General features: G+C 70.1%; 19 protein-coding genes and 1 pseudogene. 2 read left to right on the forward strand and 18 right to left on the reverse strand.

Translation table 11 applies throughout. The features are described from left to right. Positions 1-1449: pseudogene (locus ACE3T5_RS07030) on the reverse strand (excinuclease ABC subunit A); the annotation flags it as partial. Positions 1450-1617: 168 nt separating this feature from the next. Here ACE3T5_RS07030 and ACE3T5_RS07035 point away from each other — a divergent pair. Next, the gene (locus ACE3T5_RS07035) at positions 1618-2736 is read left to right on the forward strand and encodes an ABC transporter substrate-binding protein (RefSeq protein WP_374665893.1); all 1119 of its coding nucleotides are present in this window, start codon (positions 1618-1620) and stop codon (positions 2734-2736) included. 21 nt (positions 2737-2757) lie between these two features. Then, a complete protein-coding gene (locus ACE3T5_RS07040) occupies positions 2758-3051 on the forward strand; it encodes a hypothetical protein (RefSeq protein WP_374665895.1) in 294 nt (97 codons plus the stop codon). 19 nt (positions 3052-3070) lie between these two features. Here the strand turns inward: ACE3T5_RS07040 and ACE3T5_RS07045 are convergent, their stop codons facing one another. The 17 genes from ACE3T5_RS07045 to ACE3T5_RS07125 form a co-directional block, all read right to left on the reverse strand. Further along, on the reverse strand, positions 3071-3289 hold the full coding sequence (locus ACE3T5_RS07045) for a hypothetical protein (protein WP_374665897.1): 219 nt from the start codon (positions 3287-3289) through the stop codon (positions 3071-3073). Positions 3290-3362: 73 nt separating this feature from the next. After that, positions 3363-5024 carry an MFS transporter gene (locus ACE3T5_RS07050; RefSeq protein ID WP_374665899.1) on the reverse strand — a complete coding sequence of 554 codons (1662 nt, stop codon included), beginning with the start codon at positions 5022-5024 and terminating at the stop codon, positions 3363-3365. Positions 5025-5244: 220 nt separating this feature from the next. Further along, a complete protein-coding gene (locus tag ACE3T5_RS07055; RefSeq protein WP_374665901.1) occupies positions 5245-5883 on the reverse strand; it encodes a 2-hydroxychromene-2-carboxylate isomerase in 639 nt (212 codons plus the stop codon). After that, positions 5880-6119, reverse strand: coding sequence for a DUF1289 domain-containing protein (locus tag ACE3T5_RS07060; RefSeq protein WP_374665903.1), 240 nt, complete (start codon positions 6117-6119; stop codon positions 5880-5882). The genes ACE3T5_RS07055 and ACE3T5_RS07060 overlap by 4 nt, the downstream gene beginning before the upstream one ends. Next, on the reverse strand, positions 6116-6697 hold the full coding sequence (locus ACE3T5_RS07065; RefSeq protein ID WP_374665905.1) for a YbaK/EbsC family protein: 582 nt from the start codon (positions 6695-6697) through the stop codon (positions 6116-6118). Before ACE3T5_RS07065 ends, ACE3T5_RS07060 begins: the two co-directional genes overlap by 4 nt. 9 nt (positions 6698-6706) lie before the next feature. Further along, positions 6707-7147: an SRPBCC family protein gene (locus ACE3T5_RS07070; RefSeq protein WP_374665907.1), complete on the reverse strand. Its 441-nt coding sequence runs from the start codon at positions 7145-7147 to the stop codon at positions 6707-6709. A 46-nt stretch (positions 7148-7193) separates the two neighbouring features. Further along, a complete protein-coding gene (locus tag ACE3T5_RS07075; RefSeq protein ID WP_374665909.1) occupies positions 7194-8000 on the reverse strand; it encodes a helix-turn-helix domain-containing protein in 807 nt (268 codons plus the stop codon). Between the two features lie 28 nt (positions 8001-8028). Next, complete coding sequence (locus ACE3T5_RS07080) at positions 8029-8943, reverse strand: hydroxymethylglutaryl-CoA lyase (RefSeq protein WP_374665911.1); 915 nt, start codon at positions 8941-8943, stop codon at positions 8029-8031. Positions 8944-8963: 20 nt separating this feature from the next. Then, positions 8964-9884 carry a 2-hydroxyacid dehydrogenase gene (locus ACE3T5_RS07085; RefSeq protein ID WP_374665913.1) on the reverse strand — a complete coding sequence of 307 codons (921 nt, stop codon included), beginning with the start codon at positions 9882-9884 and terminating at the stop codon, positions 8964-8966. A gap of 42 nt (positions 9885-9926) precedes the next feature. Continuing rightward, on the reverse strand, positions 9927-11915 hold the full coding sequence (locus ACE3T5_RS07090) for an acetyl-CoA carboxylase biotin carboxylase subunit (protein WP_374665915.1): 1989 nt from the start codon (positions 11913-11915) through the stop codon (positions 9927-9929). A gap of 3 nt (positions 11916-11918) precedes the next feature. After that, on the reverse strand, positions 11919-12554 hold the full coding sequence (locus ACE3T5_RS07095; RefSeq protein ID WP_374665917.1) for a DUF4126 domain-containing protein: 636 nt from the start codon (positions 12552-12554) through the stop codon (positions 11919-11921). Positions 12555-12575: 21 nt separating this feature from the next. After that, on the reverse strand, positions 12576-13361 hold the full coding sequence (locus ACE3T5_RS07100) for an enoyl-CoA hydratase/isomerase family protein (RefSeq protein WP_374665919.1): 786 nt from the start codon (positions 13359-13361) through the stop codon (positions 12576-12578). After that, positions 13358-14578 carry a dienelactone hydrolase family protein gene (locus ACE3T5_RS07105; RefSeq protein WP_374665921.1) on the reverse strand — a complete coding sequence of 407 codons (1221 nt, stop codon included), beginning with the start codon at positions 14576-14578 and terminating at the stop codon, positions 13358-13360. The genes ACE3T5_RS07100 and ACE3T5_RS07105 overlap by 4 nt, the downstream gene beginning before the upstream one ends. A gap of 20 nt (positions 14579-14598) precedes the next feature. Next, positions 14599-15732 carry an acyl-CoA dehydrogenase family protein gene (locus tag ACE3T5_RS07110; protein ID WP_374665923.1) on the reverse strand — a complete coding sequence of 378 codons (1134 nt, stop codon included), beginning with the start codon at positions 15730-15732 and terminating at the stop codon, positions 14599-14601. Between the two features lie 18 nt (positions 15733-15750). Beyond that, a complete protein-coding gene (locus tag ACE3T5_RS07115) occupies positions 15751-16152 on the reverse strand; it encodes a PIN domain nuclease (protein ID WP_374665925.1) in 402 nt (133 codons plus the stop codon). Further along, complete coding sequence (locus ACE3T5_RS07120) at positions 16139-16393, reverse strand: type II toxin-antitoxin system VapB family antitoxin (RefSeq protein ID WP_374665927.1); 255 nt, start codon at positions 16391-16393, stop codon at positions 16139-16141. The genes ACE3T5_RS07115 and ACE3T5_RS07120 overlap by 14 nt, the downstream gene beginning before the upstream one ends. 32 nt (positions 16394-16425) lie before the next feature. Then, complete coding sequence (locus tag ACE3T5_RS07125) at positions 16426-17985, reverse strand: carboxyl transferase domain-containing protein (RefSeq protein ID WP_374666009.1); 1560 nt, start codon at positions 17983-17985, stop codon at positions 16426-16428. Between the last annotated feature and the right edge of the window lie 112 nt (positions 17986-18097).

Raw genomic sequence — 18097 nt, forward strand, 5'->3', positions numbered from 1 at the left:
CTTCAGCGCCTGCGCGTCGCCAGCGCCGGCGTCCGCGGGGCGCGAGGCCGGCGCGATGCGCTCGAAGAACTGCCGCAGCCGGTCAATGGGCAGCAGCATCAGGTCATGCAGGCACAGGCCCGGCAGCGCCTCCAGCTGCTCGCGCGACCAGCCGGTGCCCGCGGGCAGGAATCGCCGCGCGGCCGGCAGCACCGCATCGGCATCGGCGCGGCTGCCCAGGCGCCACAGCAGGCTGTCGGTCTTCAGGCGTGCGCCGCCGCAGGTCTCGCAAGGGGTGTAGCTGCGGTACTTGGACAAGAGCACGCGGATGTGCATCTTGTAGGCCTTGGTCTCCAGGTACTCGAAGAACCGCTTCACGCCGTACCACTGCTTGTTCCAGTTGCCGTTCTTGTAGCCCGGCGTGCCGTGGATGACCCAGTGTTTCTGCTCGGGCGTGAGCTTGTACCAGGGCGTGTCGCGCGGGATGCCGGCGGATTCGGCGTGGCGCATCAGGTCGTCCTGCTGCTCGGCCCAGGCGGGCGTCTGGAACACCTTGATCGCACCCGCGCGCAGCGTGAGCTTGTCGTTCGGGATGACCAGGTTGTAGTCGACCCCGATCACCCGGCCGAAGCCGCGGCAGGCCTCGCACGCGCCCACCGGCGAGTTGAACGAGAACATCGAGGGCACGGGGTCCGCGTAGCGGATGTCGCTCTCGGGGCAGTGCAGGCCGGTGGAGAACTTCCACACGTCGTCGGCGGCATACACCGTCAGCCGCCCCGCCCCGCGCCGCAACGCGACCTCGATCGCCTCGACGGCGCGCGCCTTCTCCACGCTGTGGATGCGGAAGCGGTCCGCCACCACGTCCAGCATCTGGCGCGGGCCGGTGGGCGTGGCCACCTCGCGCCGGGCGTGCACGCGGGTGAAGCCGCTGGCGGCGAGCCACTGCTCGATCTCCGCGTCGCTCGTACCCGCCGGCAGCTCCACCGGGAAGGTGAGCACCAGGCGCGGCTCTTCGGCGCCATCGGGCACGGCCTTCGTGCGCGCCATCAGCTCGGCATAGATCGTCTCGGGGCTGTCATGCCGCACGGGCCGCGCCGTCTGGCGGTCGAACAGGTCGGCCGCGCGCGCGAACAGCAGCTTCAGGTGATCGTTCAGCTCCGTCATCGTGCCGACGGTGGAGCGCGAGGAGCGCACCGGATTCGTCTGGTCGATGGCGATGGCGGGCGGCACGCCCTCGATGCGGTCCACCGCGGGCTTGTCCATGCGGTCCAGGAACTGGCGCGCGTAGGCGGAGAAGGTCTCCACGTAGCGGCGCTGGCCCTCGGCGTAGAGCGTGTCGAAGACCAGGCTGGACTTGCCGGATCCGCTGGGGCCGGTGACGACGGTCAGCTCCCCCGTGCGCAGATCGACGTCCAGGTTCTTCAGGTTGTGCTGGCGGGCGCCGCGGATGCGGATGCTTCCCTGGGTCATGCAGAGGGTCCTTCAAGACAAGGCCAAACATTCTAGGGAGGGCGCTCCGCCTGGATCTGTCATGTGGGTTTCCACCACGTAGTTCCCACAACGCAGTTTCCACAGTGGCCGGGCCTTGTTCACTGCCTAGACTTTCCTGACAACAGGCTGAACGACAGGAGACAAGCCATGAACGGATGCAAGTGGATGCGCTGGTGGGCTGCGGGCGCCGCGGTGCTGCTGGCGGGCGCGGCCTGGGGCCAGATCGTGGTGGGCCAGACGGCGGGCTTCAGCGGGCCGGTGGCCGCGGGCGTGAAGGAGACGACCGACGGCGCGCGGCTGTGGATCCAGCACGTCAACGCGCGCGGCGGCGTGAACGGCCAGAAGGTGGAGCTGGTGTCGCTGGACGACCGCTTCGAGCCGAAGCAGGCCGCCGAGAACGCGCGCGAGCTGATCGAGGGCAAAGGCGTGGTCGCCCTCTTCCTCACGCGCGGCACGCCGCACACCGAGGCCATCCTGCCGCTGCTGGACCAGCATGGCGTGCCGCTGGTGGCGCCTTCCACCGGGGCGATGGTGCTGCACCAGCCGGTGCGCCGGCATGTCTTCAACGTGCGCGCCACCTACCAGCGCGAGGCCGAGAAAGCCATCGTGCATCTGCACACCCTGGGCATCGAGCGCATCGCGGTCGTGCATGCCGACGACTCGTTCGGCCGCGACGGCCTGGAAGGCGCGAACAAGGGCTTTGCCAAGTCGGGCCTGAAGGCGGTGGCCGTGCTCAAGGCCGACCGCGCCAAGCCCGACTACGCGCAGCTCGTGCCGCCGCTGGTGCAGGCGCGCAGCCAGGCCGTGGTGTGGATCGGCAGCGGCTCCGCCGTCGCCGACGGCGTGAAGGCCCTGCGCACCGCGGGCTCGGCGGCGCAGGTGGTCACGCTGTCCAACAACGCCTCCTCCGGCTTCGTGAAGAGCCTGGGCGACCAGGGCCGCGGCGTCATCGTCACGCAGGTGTTTCCCTACGAGCGCTCGTATGCCTACCCGTTCGTGAAGGAGGCGATGGAACTGGCGCGCGAGCAGGGCCTGGCCGAAGTGAGCCCGGCGATGCTGGAAGGCTTCGCGGCCGGCAAGGTGCTGATGGAGGCGCTGCGCCGCGCCGGCCCCAAGCCCACGCGCGAGAAGGTGCAGGCCGCGCTGGAATCGATGCGCCGCTTCGACCTGGGCGGGCTGGAGCTGAACTTCTCGCCCGAGGACCACACCGGCCTGGACTTCGCGGACCTCTCCATCGTCACCGCCGAAGGGCGCTTCCGCCGCTGAGCGCGCGCCATGGAAGCGATCATGTCGACCTGGACCCGCTGGCTCTCCAGCCTGGGCAGCCACGACACGCCGGCACTGCCGTCCCCGCCGGCCATCGAGCTCGAGGAGGCCCGGCAACAGGCCATTGCCAGCCTGGCGGATTGCAGGGGCAGCGAAAGCGAACGCCTGCGCTGGCGGCTGCGCCAGGCGGCCAGCGCGCAGGAGCTGTGGCTGCTCCGCGCGGCGATCTTCCAGCAGGTGGCCTGCCAGCACTGCCAGTCGCAGGCGGCCGAGCGGATCCGCGCGCTGGAGCCGGCCTTCGTTCGCCTGCGTTGAACGCGCGCCGCGAACGGGCTTACTTGGCCGCGGAGGCGGGCGCCGCGGCAGGCGCGGGCGTCGACGCTGCGGGCGCAGCGGCCGCAGCAGGCGCCGCCGCTGAGGCCGGGGCCGCCGGCGCGTGCACCGCATCGGCGCCGTGCTTCTCGCCGCCCATGTCGAGGTTGTCCCCGCCCTTCATGATGACGAACATGGCGAGCGCCGCGAAGGCGACGAATCCGACTGCGATCTTCCACATGGTGATGTTCCTTTGAGTCTGTCGACAAAGGGCCCTTCGCAGGGCCCTTCAGCGAGAGTCCTCGCTTGCGCGATCAATCCTGCGCGTAGATGTCCACGTCCTTGGTTTCCTTCACGAACAGCGTGCCGATGACGAAGGTCGCGGCGGCGATGATGATCGGGTACCACAGGCCGTTGTACATGTTGCCGGTCTGCGCCACGATGGCGAAGGCGGTGGTGGGCAGCAGGCCGCCGAACCAGCCGTTGCCGATGTGGTACGGCAGGCTCATCGAGGTGTAGCGGATGCGGGTCGGGAACAGTTCCACCAGCATGGCGGCGATCGGGCCGTAGACCATGGTCACCAGCAGCACCAGGTAGGTGAGGATGACGACGATCATGACCTTGTCCACCTTGGCCGGATCGGCCTTGGTCGGGTAGCCCGCCGCCTTCAGCGCGTCGGCCACGCCCTTCTTGAACTCGGCGTCCTTCTTCTTCGCTTCATCGGCGGAGAGACCCTTGCTGCTGTAGCCCGGGATCACCGTCTCGCCCACCTTGATGGTGGCGGGCGTGCCGGCGGCGGCCACGGCGTTCTCATAGCTCACCGAAGCGCCGGCCAGCACCTGCTTGGCGATGTCGCACGAGCTGGTGAACTTGACGGTGCCGGTCGGGTTGAACTGGAACGAGCACTCGGCCGGATCGGCGGTCACGACCACCTTGTTCTTCTGCTGGGCAGCGTGCAGGTCGGGGTTGGCGGCCTTGGTCAGCGCCTCGAACACCGGGAAGTAGGTCAGCGCGGCCAGCAGGCAGCCGGCCATGATGATGGGCTTGCGGCCGATCTTGTCGGACAGCGCGCCGAAGACGATGAAGAACGGCGTGCCGATCAGCAGCGAGGCGGCCACCAGGATGTTGGCGGTGGCGCCATCGACCTTGAGGGCTTGCGTCAGGAAGAACAGCGCGTAGAACTGGCCCGAGTACCACACCACGGCCTGGCCGGCGGTCAGGCCGATCAGCGCCAGGATCACGATCTTCAGGTTCTTCCACTGGCCGAAGGACTCGGTCAGCGGCGCCTTGGAGGTCTTGCCCTCTGCCTTCATCTTCTGGAAGGCGGGCGACTCGTTCATGCTCAGGCGGATCCACACCGAGATGGCCAGCAGCGCGATGGAGACGATGAACGGAACACGCCAGCCCCAGTCGGCGAAGGCCGCTTCGCCGATGGCGGTGCGGGTGCCCAGGATGACCATCAGCGACAGGAACAGGCCCAGCGTGGCGGTGGTCTGGATCCACGCCGTGTAGGCGCCGCGCTTGCCGTGCGGGGCATGCTCGGCCACGTAGGTGGCCGCGCCGCCGTACTCACCGCCCAGCGCCAGGCCTTGGAGCAGACGCAGGCCGATCAGGATGACCGGGGCGGCCACGCCGATGCTGGCGTACGTGGGCAGGATGCCGACGATGAAGGTCGACAGGCCCATGATCAGGATGGTGACCAGGAAGGTGTACTTGCGGCCGATCATGTCGCCCAGGCGGCCGAACACGATGGCGCCGAACGGACGCACGATGAAGCCGGCGGCGAAGGCCAGCAGCGCGAAGATGAACGCCGAGCCCGCGTCGAGGCCGCTGAAGAACTGCTTGGCGATGATGGCCGCCAGCGAGCCGTACAGGTAGAAGTCGTACCACTCGAACACGGTGCCGAGCGACGAGGCGAAGATGACCTTCTTCTCCTCCGGGGTCATGGGCCGGTTCTCGGCCACTGCGCTTGCCATGGTTTGTCTCCTCAAAAGGGGGGTGCATCCGGCGGATGCGTGGATGCGGATTCTTCGCGTCCGCTCTGACCCAGCCCTGACCCCAAACCAACGATGGCTTGCGTGAATCTGAACACGCACTTACCAGTCAGGGGTAAACCCTGAGGGCGCGTTTCATGATGCGATGAAGGAAGGCCTCAGGCCCCCGAACCGGACGGGCGTCCGGATATGCGAGGCCTGCTCAGCGGGGCCGCTGCGCGCCCGGCCGATCCCCGGCGTGCATCCAGCGCGGATCGGCGAACCAGGCGTCACCCTCGATCCACGCGCGCAGGAGCGGCAGTGCATCGAAGCCCCAGAACACCTGATCGTCCACGGTGAACGTGGGCACACCGAACAGGCCCGCCGCGATGGCTGCATCGGTGTTGGACTTCAGCTCGGCCTTCACTTCGTCACCCGACGGATCCCGCGCGGGGGCGAGCTGCGCGGTGAGCGCCTGCAGCCGCGCGGCGTCGGCCGCATCGGCACCGCCGCGCCACGCATGGCGGAACACGGTCTCGCACACATAGCGGTTGGCCAGCCCGTCGCGGCCACAGGCGACCGCGAGACGCAGCAGGCCGAGCGGGTTGAAGGGGTGCGCGGCCGGCAGATCGAGGGGGATGCCGTGCGTGCGCGCGAGCCACTGCACCTGGCGGTACGTCCACGTGCGCTTGCCCGGGATCTCCGCCGGGCCGAGCTGGCCGTGGTGCTTGAGCAGGCCCGCGAACAGGACCGGCCGGTAGTCCACGCGGTAGCTCAGGCCCTGCAGGGCCACGGGCAGGTGCTCGAACGCCAGGTAGGCATAGGGCGAGATGAAGTCGAGCCAGCAGGTGATGGGCTTCATTCGGCCGTCACTCCCGCCAGGGCCCCGCGCTGCGCGATGGCGAGCCACACCGCGCGCCGACCGGCCAGGGGCAGCGTGCTCCAGGCCGTGATCTCGTCGATGGTGCGCAGGCAGCCGGCGCACAGCGCGGTGTCCGCATCGATGCGGCACACGCCATTGCAGGGGGACACCGGCTCTCCGCCGCGGACCACGGCTTGCCAGCGGGCGGCCAGCGTATCGCGCTGAGAGGGTGTCATGACTCCCCGTCATTCCCGCGCAGGCGGGAATCCCGAAGGGTTTTGCCCGCCGGCACCTCTTGGGTCCCCGCCTGCGCGGGGACGACGGCGGTGACCACATCCGCCACCGGCGCGCCCGTGAGGCGCTCCAGGTCGTGCGGGCGCAGCTTGAACACGCCATGCGGATGGCCGGCCGCGGCCCAGATCTCCTCGAACCGGAACAGCTCGCGGTCGATCAGCGTCACCGGCGATTGCGCATGCGCCACGGGCGAGACACCCCCGATGGTGAACCCCGTCTTCGCCTTCACGAACTCGGCATCCGCGCGGCCGGTCTTGCCGACGATGGCATCCACCTTCTTCTCATCCACCCGCCGGTCACCGGAGGCAATGACCAGCACCGCCGCGTCGTCCGACTTGCGGCGGAAGATGATGCTCTTGGCGATCTGCCCCACGTGGATCCCCAGCGCATCGGCCGCCTGCTGCGCGGTGCGCGCGGCGTCGTCCAGCATCACGGGGGCATGGGGATGGCCCTTCTCCTGCAGCACGCGCGCGACGCGCTGCACGCCTTCAGGCAGCTGGCTCAGTTCGGATCCGCACATGCGCGCATGTTAGCCGGGCGCGCCTGACCCTTGCTCCAGGTGGTGCTTCAAGCGCTGCAGCGTCACGGGCAGCCCCTTCTGCACGTCACGGCCCACGGTCGCAGCCAGCACAGGGGCCAGCCAGCCTTCAAAGCGCACGTGGTGGGTCACGCGCACGCGGTCGGCCAGGGCCTCGATGCGATGCGCAAAGCGCATGCGGCTGCCCAGCACCGGGCAGACGACGGTGAACACCTCACCCGGCCGCGCCTCGGTGACCCGCATGCGCACCCGCAGGCCCTTGCGGGGCTGCAGCCACCCGTCCGTGCCCGCCACCGGCGGCCCTTCCAGCGCGGCGGCGCGCGTGTCGGGGTCCCACTCGGACCATCGGGCCACGTCGGCATAGGCCTGGTAGGCCACGGAGGGCGGAACCTGGATGTCGATCTGGTGCTGGATCTCGTGCGGCATCGGCATGGGGCCAGCGTAGCGGGCCTGCGTGCGCCCGTCTTGAAAAAATCCGTCAGGCGCCGAAGAAGCGGGGGGCCAGGGCCTGTGCACTCAGCCGCAACGCATCGACGCCCTGCCCGCGGGAGGGCGTCAGGCCCGCCAGCTCCCGATACTCCCGCGCGAGATGCGCCTGGTCGCTGAACCCGGCATCCGCCGCATGCTCGGCCCAGCGGGCCGGGTGGTCCGCCTGCGCACGCACGCTGGCATGCAGCCGGGCCAGCCGCCGCAGCAGGCCCGGGTGCACACCCAGTTCATCACGGCAGGCGCGCTGCCACTGGCGCTCACCCCAACCGTCGGGCAGGCCCTGACCCAGCTGGGGGCGCCACGCGGCGAGTGCCTGCGCAAAGCGTGCCGCGGCCGGACGCGGCGCCGCCATCGAAGCGAGCACCCGGCGCGCCCAGTCGAAGACAGGCCCCGCCAGCACACCGGGGCCAGCCGGGCCGTCCGCGGCGCAGGCCTGCCACTGCGCGAGCGGCAGGGGCTCGAACAGATCCTGCGCGTCGAACACCTGATCGGTGAAGGTGCTGGCCGGCTCGCCGCTCAGCCGCGGCAGCACGCTGGCGCGCCACAACACGCTGAGCGAGAGGCCCGCCGGCGCCTCCACCCGGCGCCCCTGCGTGGCGCTGCCCGTGACGAAGGCCGATCCGCCCGGCCCGGCGCCCGTCGACAGCACCACCGTGCAGAGGGCCAGCGCATGCGCCGGGACGGCCACCGCGTGCCCCGGCCCGGCCTGCTGCACGACCACGCCCAGCATCGCCGGCGCGAGATCCGGCGGCGCCGGCACGAAGGCCAGCGTCGAAGACAGGGGCGCCGTGCGCATGTCGGCCATGCGATCCGCCCCCGGCGCCTCAACCCGCCCGCTTGTTCAGGATGGCCGTGGCCGCGCGCGAGTTCGGCTTGCGGCCGAGGAAGTCGCTGATGTACTGGCCGGCGTCGATCAGGCGATCCAGGTCGACGCCGGTCTCGATGCCCATGCCGTGCAGCAGGTAGACCACGTCTTCGGTCGCCACGTTGCCAGTCGCGCCCTTGGCGTACGGGCAGCCGCCGAGGCCGGCGACGGAGGTGTCGTACTGCCACACGCCCATTTCCAGGCTGGCCAGCGTATTGGCGAGCGCCTGGCCGTAGGTGTCGTGGAAGTGGCCCGAGACCTCGTCCAGCTCGTAGTGCGCCAGCGCCGCCTCCATCGCGGCCTGCACCTTGCGCGGCGTGCCCACGCCGATGGTGTCGCACACGCCCACGTGCTGCACGCCGATCTGCTTCATGAGGCGGGCGACGTAGCCCACCCGCTCCGGCGACACCTCGCCCTCGTAGGGGCAGCCGACCGCGGTGGAGATGGCGCCGCGCACCGCGATGCCCTGGGCGCGCGCAGCCTCCACCACCGGCGCGAAGCGCTCGATGCTCTCGGCGATGGAGCAGTTGATGTTGCGCTGGCTGAAGGCTTCGCTCGCGGCGCCGAACACCACCACCTCGTCAGGCCGGCAGGCGGCCGCGGCCTCGAAACCCTTGAGGTTGGGCGTGAGCACCGAGTAGCGCACGTCGGGCTGGCGCTGCACGCCGGCCATCACCTCGGCGTTGTCGGCCATCTGCGGCACCCACTTGGGCGACACGAAACTCGTGACCTCGATCTCCTTCAGGCCGGCCGCCTGCAGGCGGTGCACCAGCTCGATCTTGACGGCGGCCGGCACCGTGCCCTTCTCGTTCTGCAGGCCGTCGCGCGGGCCCACGTCCACCAGCTTCACGCGGGTTGGCAGTTGCATGTTCATCTCTCCATTCGATGCGGGGGTCAGTAGCCGCGCTGGCGATCCACCACGCCGGCGATGGCCTCGCCACGGCCGAGGGCGTGGATCTTGTCGACGATCTGCGCCACCGTCTCCTCGCGCAGGGTCCGCGCGGAGGTGTGCGGCGTGACGGTGATCGCCTCGTGCCGCCAGAAGGCGTGGTCACGCGGCAGCGGTTCCTCACGGAACACGTCCAGCGTGGCGCCGGCGATGTGGCCTTCGTCCAGCAGGGCCAGCAGGTCCTCGTCCACCAGGTGGCCGCCGCGTGCCACGTTCACGACGTAGGCACCCGGGATGAGCTGTGAGAGCGTGCGGCGGTTCAGGATGTCGGCCGTGTCCGGCGTGAGCGGCAGCAGGCACACCAGGATGCGCGTGGCCGCCAGGAACTCGTCCAGCTCCTCGGCGCCCGCGTAGCACTGCACGCCCGGGATCGCCTTGGGGCTGCGGCTCCAGCCACGCACCGGGAACTCGAACTGCGCCACCGCGCGCGCCACGCGCTCGCCCAGCACCCCCAGGCCCATGATGCCCACTGGGTAGTCTGCCCGCGCGCGAGGGCGGCGGTACGACCAGCGGCCCACGGCGACATCGCGCGCGTACTGGTCCAGCTCGCGGAAGTGGCGGATCACCGCATGGCAGACGAACTCGGCCATCTGCACCGACATGCCGGCATCGTCGAGCCGCACGACCAGGGCGTCACGCGGGAGCTCCAGCGACAGCAGGGCATCGACGCCGGCGCCCATGTTGAAGATCACCTTCAGGCCCGGCTGCTCGTCGAAGAACTGCTGCGGCGGCGACCACACCACCGCGTGCTCGGCCGCTGGCGCGCCGGGCTGCCACTCCTGCACGTCGGCGCCGGGCAGGGCGGCGCGCAGGGCGTCCAGCCAGGGGGCCGCCTTGGTATGGGAGGCACAGAAAAGGATGCGCATGGCGCGTGACCTTAACCCAGATGCGCCGGGGCCGCCGGATGCCTAGACGCTCAACTTCAGCAGCTCCGCGCCCTCGGCCACCTGGTCACCGGGCGCGTACAGCAGTTCGGCTACCGTGCCATCGGCGGGCGCGGCGATGGTGTGCTCCATCTTCATCGCCTCCATCACCGCCAGCGCCTGGCCCTTGGTCACCGTGTCGCCGGCCTTCACCGCGAACGAGACCACCTTGCCCGGCATGGGCGCGGTGAGCCGGCCGCCCTCGACCGCACCCTCGCCGGCATGGGCCAGGGTGTCGATGGAGAGGATGGCCGCGGCGCCGTCGGTGGTGAACACGTGGTCGGTCTCGCCCTGCACGTGCACATGCACGCGGATGCGGTCGGCGCCGAAGTGCAGGTCGATGGCATCCCCGGCGGCCTGGAAGGCCAGCGGCCGCGCGTCCACGCCCACGGCCAGCCGCAGCGCGCCATCGTGCAGGTAGGTCAGCACGGCATCGGTGTGCTGGCCGCCGAACTCGAAGGCGAAGCGGCGCGAGGCGACGCCATGCGAGCGCCAGCCGTCGCGCCGGCTGAACGGGTCGGTGCCGGCGCGCGCCTGCTCATCGAGCAGCGTGCGCGCCACCGCGGCGGCGGCGGCCACCGGCAGGCCCACCGGCTGCTGGCCGAACAGCGCCGCCTGCTCGCGCTGGATCAGCGCCGTGTCCAGATCCGCCTGGGCGAACGAACGGCACTTCACCACGTGGCGCAGGAACTGCACGTTGGTGGCCAGGCCCACGATGCGCGTCTGCGCCAGGGCGGCGTCGAGGCGGGCCAGTGCCTCCTCACGCGTCGCCCCGTGCACGATGAGCTTGGCGATCATCGAGTCGTAGAACGGCGAGATCGCATCGCCCTCGCGCACGCCGTCGTCGATGCGCACGGCGCCATGGGTGAACGCGGTGGCAGCCGGCTTGCGATACACGGCGAGTGTGCCGGTAGCGGGCAGGAAGTTCTTCTCGGGGTTCTCGGCGCAGATGCGGGCCTCGATGGCGTGACCGTGGATGCGCAGGTCGTCCTGGCGCAGTGGCAGGGGCTCACCCGAGGCCACGCGCAGCTGCCACTCGACCAGGTCCAGCCCGGTGATGGCCTCGGTGACCGGGTGCTCCACCTGCAGTCGCGTGTTCATCTCCATGAAGAAGAAGTTCATCTCGCCGTGGCGCTGCTCGACGATGAACTCCACCGTGCCCGCGCCCACGTACTTCACCGCGCGGGCGGCGGCCACGGCCGCCTCTCCCATGCGCTGGCGCAGGGCCTCGGTCATGCCGGGGGCGGGTGCCTCCTCCAGCACCTTCTGGTGCCGGCGCTGCACGGAGCAATCGCGCTCGAACAGCCAGACGTAGTTGCCGAAGGTGTCGCCGAAGACCTGGATCTCCACGTGGCGGGGCCGGGTGACGTACTTCTCGATCAGCACCGCGGCATCGCCGAAGCTGTTGCGCGCCTCGCGCTGGCAGGAGGCGAGCGCCGCGGCGAAATCCCCAGCCTTCTCCACCGCCCGCATGCCCTTGCCGCCACCGCCCGCGCTGGCCTTGATGAGCACCGGGTAGCCGATGCGATCCGCCTCGCGCTGCAGCAGCTCGGGATCCTGGTCAGCGCCGTGGTAGCCGGGCACCAGCGGCACGCCGGCCTTCTCCATCAGTTGCTTGGACTCCGCCTTCAGGCCCATGGCCTGGATCGCGGAGGCGGGCGGGCCGATGAAGACGATGCCGGCCTCGTGGCAGGCGGCCGCGAAGCCCTCGTTCTCGCTCAGGAAGCCGTAGCCCGGGTGGATGGCCTCGGCGCCGGTGGCCTTGGCCGCCGCGATGATGCGTTCCCACTGCAGGTAGCTGTCACGCGGGGCGCTGCCGCCGATGTGCACGGCCTCATCGCAGGCGGCCACATGCTTGGCGTTCGAGTCGGCGTCGGAGTACACGGCCACGGTGCGCACGGCCAGGCGGCGCGCGGTGGCCGCGACGCGGCAGGCGATCTCACCACGGTTGGCGATCAGGATCTTCTTGAACATGGGTCAGCTTCCTTGGGGCGAGCGTGTGCCCGCGAAGAACGCCTGCAGGCGCGAGAGCACCGCGCGCAGGAACTGGAACAGCACGACGAGCAGCAGCACCGACACCGCGACGGTGAGCAGCAGCACGAGCGCGAACACCAGCGGTTGCGTGGCGGCCAGCCAGAGCAGGAACACGGTGAAACCGTCCTCCAGCAGCGAGACGCCGATGTTGGAGAACGGCTCGGGCGAGGTGTTGACCGCGGCACGCGTGGTCATCTTGGTGGTGTGCGCGGTGGCCGCGAGCGTGCCGCCCAGGATGGCGGCCACCCAAGCCGCGGCCTGGCCTTCGGCGCCGAGCGCGGCGGCGGCCAGTGCGGCACCTGCGGGAATGCGGATCACGGTATGGACCACGTCCCACACCGAATCGACCAGCGGCACCTTGTCGGCGAAGAACTCGATGAAGCACATGAAGCCGGCCGCCGCGAGCACCGCCGGGTGCTGCAGGATCTGCAGGCCCGCCGGCAGCGTCCACCAGCCCAGGTAGCCGGCCGCGCCGACCAGGAACACCACCGCGTACAGCCGGATGCCGCTCAGCCAGCCCAGCGCGGCCGCCAGCGCCAGCAGCTGCGGTGCGTCGAGCAGGTCCTTCCAGGCTTCCATGACGGCGGGCGACGGGTGCGCTCAGCTGGCCAGCAGCCAGGCGGGCTTGCGCTTGCCGAGGAAGGACTGCACGCCCTCGCGGCCTTCGGCACTGGCACGGATGTCGGCGATCTGCTCGACGGTGGACTCGATCAGCGCGTCGTCGATCTCGGCGCCGGCCACCTGCTGCACCAGGCGCTTGCAGGCCTTCATGGCGGCGGGGCCGGCGTTGACCAGCAGCTTCGCGAGTTCGGCCACGCGGTCGTCCAGCGCCTCGGACGCCACCACCTCGTGGATGAAGCCGATGCGGTGCGCCTCCGCGGCGCTGAAGCGCTCGGCGGTGAGGAAGTAGCGGTGTGCCGCGCGCGCCCCCATGGCGCGGATCACGTACGGGCTGATGGTGGCCGGAATCAGGCCCAGCTTCACCTCGCTCAGGCAGAAGCCCGCCGTCTCCACCGCGACGGCGATGTCGCAGGCGGCCACCAGGCCGGTGCCGCCGGCATACACGTCGCCCTGCACCTTGGCGATAGTGGGTTTGGGGCACTGGTAGATCGTGCGCAGCATCGCGGCCAGGCCGGTGGCGTCCGCCACGTTCTCCTCGCGGCTGTAGTCGGCCATGCGCTTCATCCAGTTCAGGTCGGCGCCGGCGCAGAAGGCGGGGCCGTTGGCCGCCAGCACGATGCAGCGCACATCGTCGCGGGCGCCGAGGCTGGCGAAGGTGTCGGCCAGCTCGGCGATCACCTCGTCATTGAAGGCGTTGCGCATCTCCGGGCGGTCGAGGGTGACGGTGGCGATACCGCCTTGCACGTGCAGCAGCAGGTTCTTCATGGGGTTTCCTTCCAGACCACGTAGTCGTCCACGGCATACAGGCGGCAACCACCTGCCGCCGCATGCCGGTTGCAGTTGTCCAGGGCGCGCTGCAGCGGGTCGTCACCGCCTTCGGCCCAGCCCCAGGCGCCGTTGGGCGCGATGGCAAAGGCCCGCGGCGTCGGCTTGGCCAGGAAAGCCTGGTAGCCGCCGCGGCCGTTGTTGCGCAGGTACGGCACGCGCATCACCTCGTCCAGCGGCGCGTGGTCGGTGCGCGGCGGCGGCAGCAGGCCGCCCCGCTGGCCGTAGTGCGCGTACTCGGAGCGCACCTCGTGCGGCAGGCCGATGGCCGCGAGGAAGCGGCTCAGCTCGGGCTGCCAGATGCTGGTGCCCTCGCGCGAGGCGAACAGGTTGTGCGCATCGGTGCCGAAGCTGCCGAAGGCCACCAGCTGCGCGCGCGCACCCGCCTCCGTGTAGCGGGCATGCATGCGGGTCCAGGTGTCGCGGTCGAAGAAGCTGTCGTTGTCGCCGTAGAACCAGAGCGAGGGCAGCCGCGTCGTGCGGCCATAGGCCGCGGCGCCATCGACCAGGTTGTCACGCCAGCCAGGGCAGGTCTCCTGGCGCAGGCCGCCGGCGAAATTGACCAGCCCCTTCACGCCGGCCGGCTGCGTGGCCCCCAGCGCCAGCGTGGTCCATCCGCCGTGGGACTGACCGACCACCACGATCCGCTCGCGGTCGGCCCAGCGCAGCGTGGCCAGTTGCGACAGCACGGCCTGCACATCCTCGGCCTGCAGGCGACCGTTGCTCTCCACATGGCACTGGCCGGTGACGTAGCTGCCGGACGACTTGGAGAAACCCTGCCGCATCGGCACCACCACCGCGTAGCCCCGCTGCAGGAAGTAGCGCGCGGCCTGGGCCGGCCGGTAGCGCCCCTGGAAACGGGCATCGCCCGTCGCCTTGCCATGATTGATGATCGCCACCGGGAACGGGCCGTCGCCATCGGGCCGGTAGACCGTGGTCTCCAGGTCGACGGTGAAGGGGCCGACCTTCTTCGATAGCGTGATGACCGATTCGTTGAGGCCGGCGTCCAGGTCCGTCGCGGCCCCGATGGCCGAGGACTGCGCCGGGGCCGGCGCCGGCGGCTGCAGCTGCCCGTGGGCACCGAGCGCGGCCAGTGCCAGCCACGCGCCAGTGGCCAGCGCGCGCGCGAAGCCGGGGGTGAAGAGGGGGAGGGTCATCTGGGCTTGTCCATGGATCATCAATAGCGCTTGGCCACTTCTTCCAGCATGACCTCGGTGGCACCGCCACCGATGGCCAGCACCCGTGCATCGCGCCACAGGCGCTCGATGGCGGTCTCGCGGATGTAGCCCATGCCGCCGTGGAACTGCTGGCAGGTCTGCACCACCTCGTTGACCAGCTCACCAGTCAGCGCCTTGAGCATGGAGACATCCTGCACGATATCGTGGCCCTGCGTGACCCGCCACGCGCAGTGGTACATGAACTGCCGTGCGGCGCGCGTCTTCGCGTCCATCATCGACAGCCGCTGGCGGATGGACTGCTGGTTCCACAGCGGCCCGCCGAAGGCCTGGCGCTGGCGCACGTAGTCGAGGGTGAGTGCGATGGCCCGCTGGCAATGGCCCACCGCCATGGCGGCCAGCGCGATGCGCTCGGTCTGGAAGTTCTTCATCACCGAGTAGAAGCCCTTGCCCTCCTCGCCCAGCAGGTGCGAGGCCGGCACGCGCACGTTGTCGAACACCAGTTCAGCGGTGTCGGACGAGAGCCAGCCGGTCTTCTTCAGCGCGCGGCCGACACTGAAGCCCGGCGTGCCCTTCTCGACGATGAACATCGAGACCTCGCGCTTGCCCGGGCCCGACTTCGCGGCCACGAAGTACAGGTCGGCGTGCACGCCGTTGGTGATGAACATCTTGGTGCCGTTGAGCACCCAGTGATCGCCGTCGCGCCGCGCGGTCGTGCGGATGCCCGCGACATCGGAGCCGGCGCCCGGCTCGGTGATGCCCACGGCGCAGATCTTCTCGCCGGCGCACACGGCGCGCAGGTACCGGTCCTTCTGCGCCGGGTGGCCCGCGTGGTGCAGGTGCGGCCCCGCCATGTCGGTGTGCACGAGCACGGTGATGATGAAGCCGGCGTAGGTGGATTGCGACAGCGCCTCGGCGAACACGAGGTTGGTGAGGGCATCCGCGCCGCCACCGCCGTAGGCCGGCTCGTACATCAGGCCCAGCAGGCCGGCGGCGCCCATGCGGCGCAGCACCTCGCGCGGCACGAAGCCCTGCTCTTCCCAGCGGTCGCCATGCGGCTCGACCTCGCGGGCGATGAACTTCGCCACCTGGTCGCGCAGCAGCTCGTGCTCGGGGGTGAGGTAGATGGAGTCCAAGGCGTGTCCTTCTCTCTCTCAGTGGATCCAGGCCCGCAGGCCGCGCAGCTGCTCGAAGGCGGTGAAGTCGCGGTCGTCGTGCAGCAGGGCGTAGTCGTTCTCGATGCAGAAGGTGGCCACGAGCACGTCGACCGCGCTGCGGACGGTGATGCCCTGCGCGCGCAGGGCGCGGTAGTGCTGGGCAGCCGAGACCGCCAGTGCATGGCCGCCGATCACCTCGATGTCCAGGCTTTCCATCAGCGCGCGGGCGTTGCGATGATCCCTTTCGTGGCGGAAGCCGCGAAGCACCTCGTACAGCACGAGATCCGGCACGACCACACGCACCTCACCCTCGTTCAGCAGCCGGCGCAAGGCCACGCGACCCGCGCTCTCGCGGCCGTTGAAGAAGTCGATCCAGACGCTGGCGTCAACGACGAGCACGGGCGCGCCTTGGCGCTGGCTCCTGGGCCAGCAACGGGGCAGCGCCGGCCGGCGCTGTCCAGTCCACGTCTTCGCCCCCCTCCCAGCGGAGGCGCCCCTCCCACTTGAGGATCTCCCGGTAGGCCGCCTGGCGCTTGAGCAGGCGCAGGCCGGCCTCGACCGCGTCCTTCTTGGTCTGGAAGGGGCCTGCCTTCATGGCATCGGCCATGAGCGCATCGTCAATGTCGATGTTGGTGCGCATGATGTGTATGATAATCTTCCAAGATACACATTCTACATCCGGAACACCCCGAACTTCGGCTCCGGAATCGGCGCATTCAGCGCGGCCGACAGGCCCAGCGCCAGCACGCGGCGGGTGTCGGCCGGGTCGATCACGCCGTCATCCCACAGGCGGGCACTCGCGAAGTACGCGTGCGACTGGTGCGCGAACTGCTCCAGCAGCGGCTTCTTGAAGGCCGCCTCCTCCTCGGCGCTCCAGCTGCCGCCGCGACCTTCGATGCCGTCGCGCTTGACGGTGGCGAGCACGCTGGCCGCCTGCTCGCCGCCCATCACGCTGATGCGCGCGTTCGGCCACATCCACAGGAAGCGCGGCGAGTAGGCGCGCCCGCACATGCCGTAGTTGCCCGCCCCGTAGCTGCCGCCGATGATGACGGTGAACTTGGGCACGGTGGCGGTGGCCACGGCCGTGACCATCTTGGCGCCATGGCGCGCGATGCCCTCGTTCTCGTACTTGCGGCCCACCATGAAGCCGGTGATGTTCTGCAGGAAGACCAGCGGCACCTTGCGCTGGCAGCACAGCTCGATGAAGTGCGCGCCCTTCTGCGCCGACTCCGAGAACAGGATGCCGTTGTTGGCGACGATGCCCACCGGCATGCCCTCGATGTGCGCGAAGCCGCACACCAGCGTGGCACCGAAGCGCGCCTTGAACTCGTGGAACTCGCTGTCGTCCACGATGCGGGCAATGATCTCGCGCACGTCGAAAGGCTTGCGCGCATCGGTGGGGATCACGCCATGCAGCTCCTTCGCGTCGAAGCGCGGCGGCCGCGGCGTGCGCAGTTGCACCACCGGCTGCTTGGGCCGGTTGAGCGTGCCCACGATGTCGCGGGCGATGGCCAGCGCGTGTTCGTCGTTCTGGGCCAGGTGGTCGGCCACGCCGGACAGGCGCGTGTGCACGTCGCCGCCACCCAGGTCTTCGGCGCTCACCACCTCGCCGATGGCCGCCTTCACCAGCGGCGGGCCGCCCAGGAAGATGGTGCCCTGCTCCTTGACGATGATGGTCTCGTCGCTCATGGCCGGCACGTAGGCGCCACCGGCGGTGCACGAGCCCATGACGACCGCGATCTGCGCGATGCCCTGGGCGCTGAGGTTGGCCTGGTTGTAGAAGATGCGGCCGAAGTGCTCGCGGTCCGGGAATACCTCGTCCTGGTTGGGCAGGTTGGCGCCGCCGGAATCCACCAGGTAGACGCAGGGCAGCCGGTTCTGGAAGGCGATCTCCTGCGCGCGCAGGTGCTTCTTCACCGTCATGGGGTAGTAGGTGCCACCCTTGACGGTGGCATCGTTGCAGACCACCACGCAGTCGACCCCATTCACGCGGCCGATGCCGGTGATGATGCCGGCGCAGGGCGCGTCCATGACGCCTTCCTTGTTGAGGTACATGCCGTGCGCGGCCAGCGGCCCGATCTCCAGGAAGGGGGTGCCGGGGTCCAGCAGCATCTGAACGCGCTCGCGCGGCGGCAGCTTGCCGCGGGCCGAGTGCTTCTTGCGAGCGGCCTCGCCGCCGCCGGCCGCATGCAGGGCGATCTGGGCATTCAGGTCATCGACCATGGCCGCCATGGCGGCGGCGTTGGCCTGGAAGTCGGCGGAACGGGGGTTCAACTGGGAACGCAGGGTGGGCACGCTGTCTCCTCGGGTCACGGCACGCCGCACGATAGCGCGGCCCCGACAG

The sequence above is a fragment of the Ramlibacter sp. genome, assembly GCF_041916345.1.
Taxonomy (GTDB): Bacteria; Pseudomonadota; Gammaproteobacteria; order Burkholderiales; family Burkholderiaceae_C; genus Ramlibacter.

Excerpts from the sequence above, each read along its gene's own strand:
- ACE3T5_RS07035 (WP_374665893.1), top strand. The coding sequence starts at position 1,618 with ATGAACGGATGCAAGTGGATGCGCTGGTGGGCTGCGGGCGCCGCGGTG.
- ACE3T5_RS07105 (WP_374665921.1), bottom strand. The coding sequence starts at position 14,578 with ATGACCCTCCCCCTCTTCACCCCCGGCTTCGCGCGCGCGCTGGCCACT.
- ACE3T5_RS07075 (WP_374665909.1), bottom strand. The coding sequence starts at position 8,000 with ATGCGCACGGCGCCCCTGTCTTCGACGCTGGCCTTCGTGCCGGCGCCG.
- ACE3T5_RS07050 (WP_374665899.1), bottom strand. The coding sequence starts at position 5,024 with ATGGCAAGCGCAGTGGCCGAGAACCGGCCCATGACCCCGGAGGAGAAG.
- ACE3T5_RS07100 (WP_374665919.1), bottom strand. The coding sequence starts at position 13,361 with ATGAAGAACCTGCTGCTGCACGTGCAAGGCGGTATCGCCACCGTCACC.
- ACE3T5_RS07120 (WP_374665927.1), bottom strand. The coding sequence starts at position 16,393 with ATGCGCACCAACATCGACATTGACGATGCGCTCATGGCCGATGCCATG.
- ACE3T5_RS07065 (WP_374665905.1), bottom strand. The coding sequence starts at position 6,697 with ATGTGCGGATCCGAACTGAGCCAGCTGCCTGAAGGCGTGCAGCGCGTC.
- ACE3T5_RS07080 (WP_374665911.1), bottom strand. The coding sequence starts at position 8,943 with ATGAACATGCAACTGCCAACCCGCGTGAAGCTGGTGGACGTGGGCCCG.
- ACE3T5_RS07055 (WP_374665901.1), bottom strand. The coding sequence starts at position 5,883 with ATGAAGCCCATCACCTGCTGGCTCGACTTCATCTCGCCCTATGCCTAC.
- ACE3T5_RS07125 (WP_374666009.1), bottom strand. The coding sequence starts at position 17,985 with ATGGCGGCCATGGTCGATGACCTGAATGCCCAGATCGCCCTGCATGCG.
- ACE3T5_RS07045 (WP_374665897.1), bottom strand. The coding sequence starts at position 3,289 with ATGTGGAAGATCGCAGTCGGATTCGTCGCCTTCGCGGCGCTCGCCATG.
- ACE3T5_RS07060 (WP_374665903.1), bottom strand. The coding sequence starts at position 6,119 with ATGACACCCTCTCAGCGCGATACGCTGGCCGCCCGCTGGCAAGCCGTG.
- ACE3T5_RS07095 (WP_374665917.1), bottom strand. The coding sequence starts at position 12,554 with ATGGAAGCCTGGAAGGACCTGCTCGACGCACCGCAGCTGCTGGCGCTG.
- ACE3T5_RS07040 (WP_374665895.1), top strand. The coding sequence starts at position 2,758 with ATGTCGACCTGGACCCGCTGGCTCTCCAGCCTGGGCAGCCACGACACG.
- ACE3T5_RS07070 (WP_374665907.1), bottom strand. The coding sequence starts at position 7,147 with ATGCCGATGCCGCACGAGATCCAGCACCAGATCGACATCCAGGTTCCG.
- ACE3T5_RS07085 (WP_374665913.1), bottom strand. The coding sequence starts at position 9,884 with ATGCGCATCCTTTTCTGTGCCTCCCATACCAAGGCGGCCCCCTGGCTG.
- ACE3T5_RS07090 (WP_374665915.1), bottom strand. The coding sequence starts at position 11,915 with ATGTTCAAGAAGATCCTGATCGCCAACCGTGGTGAGATCGCCTGCCGC.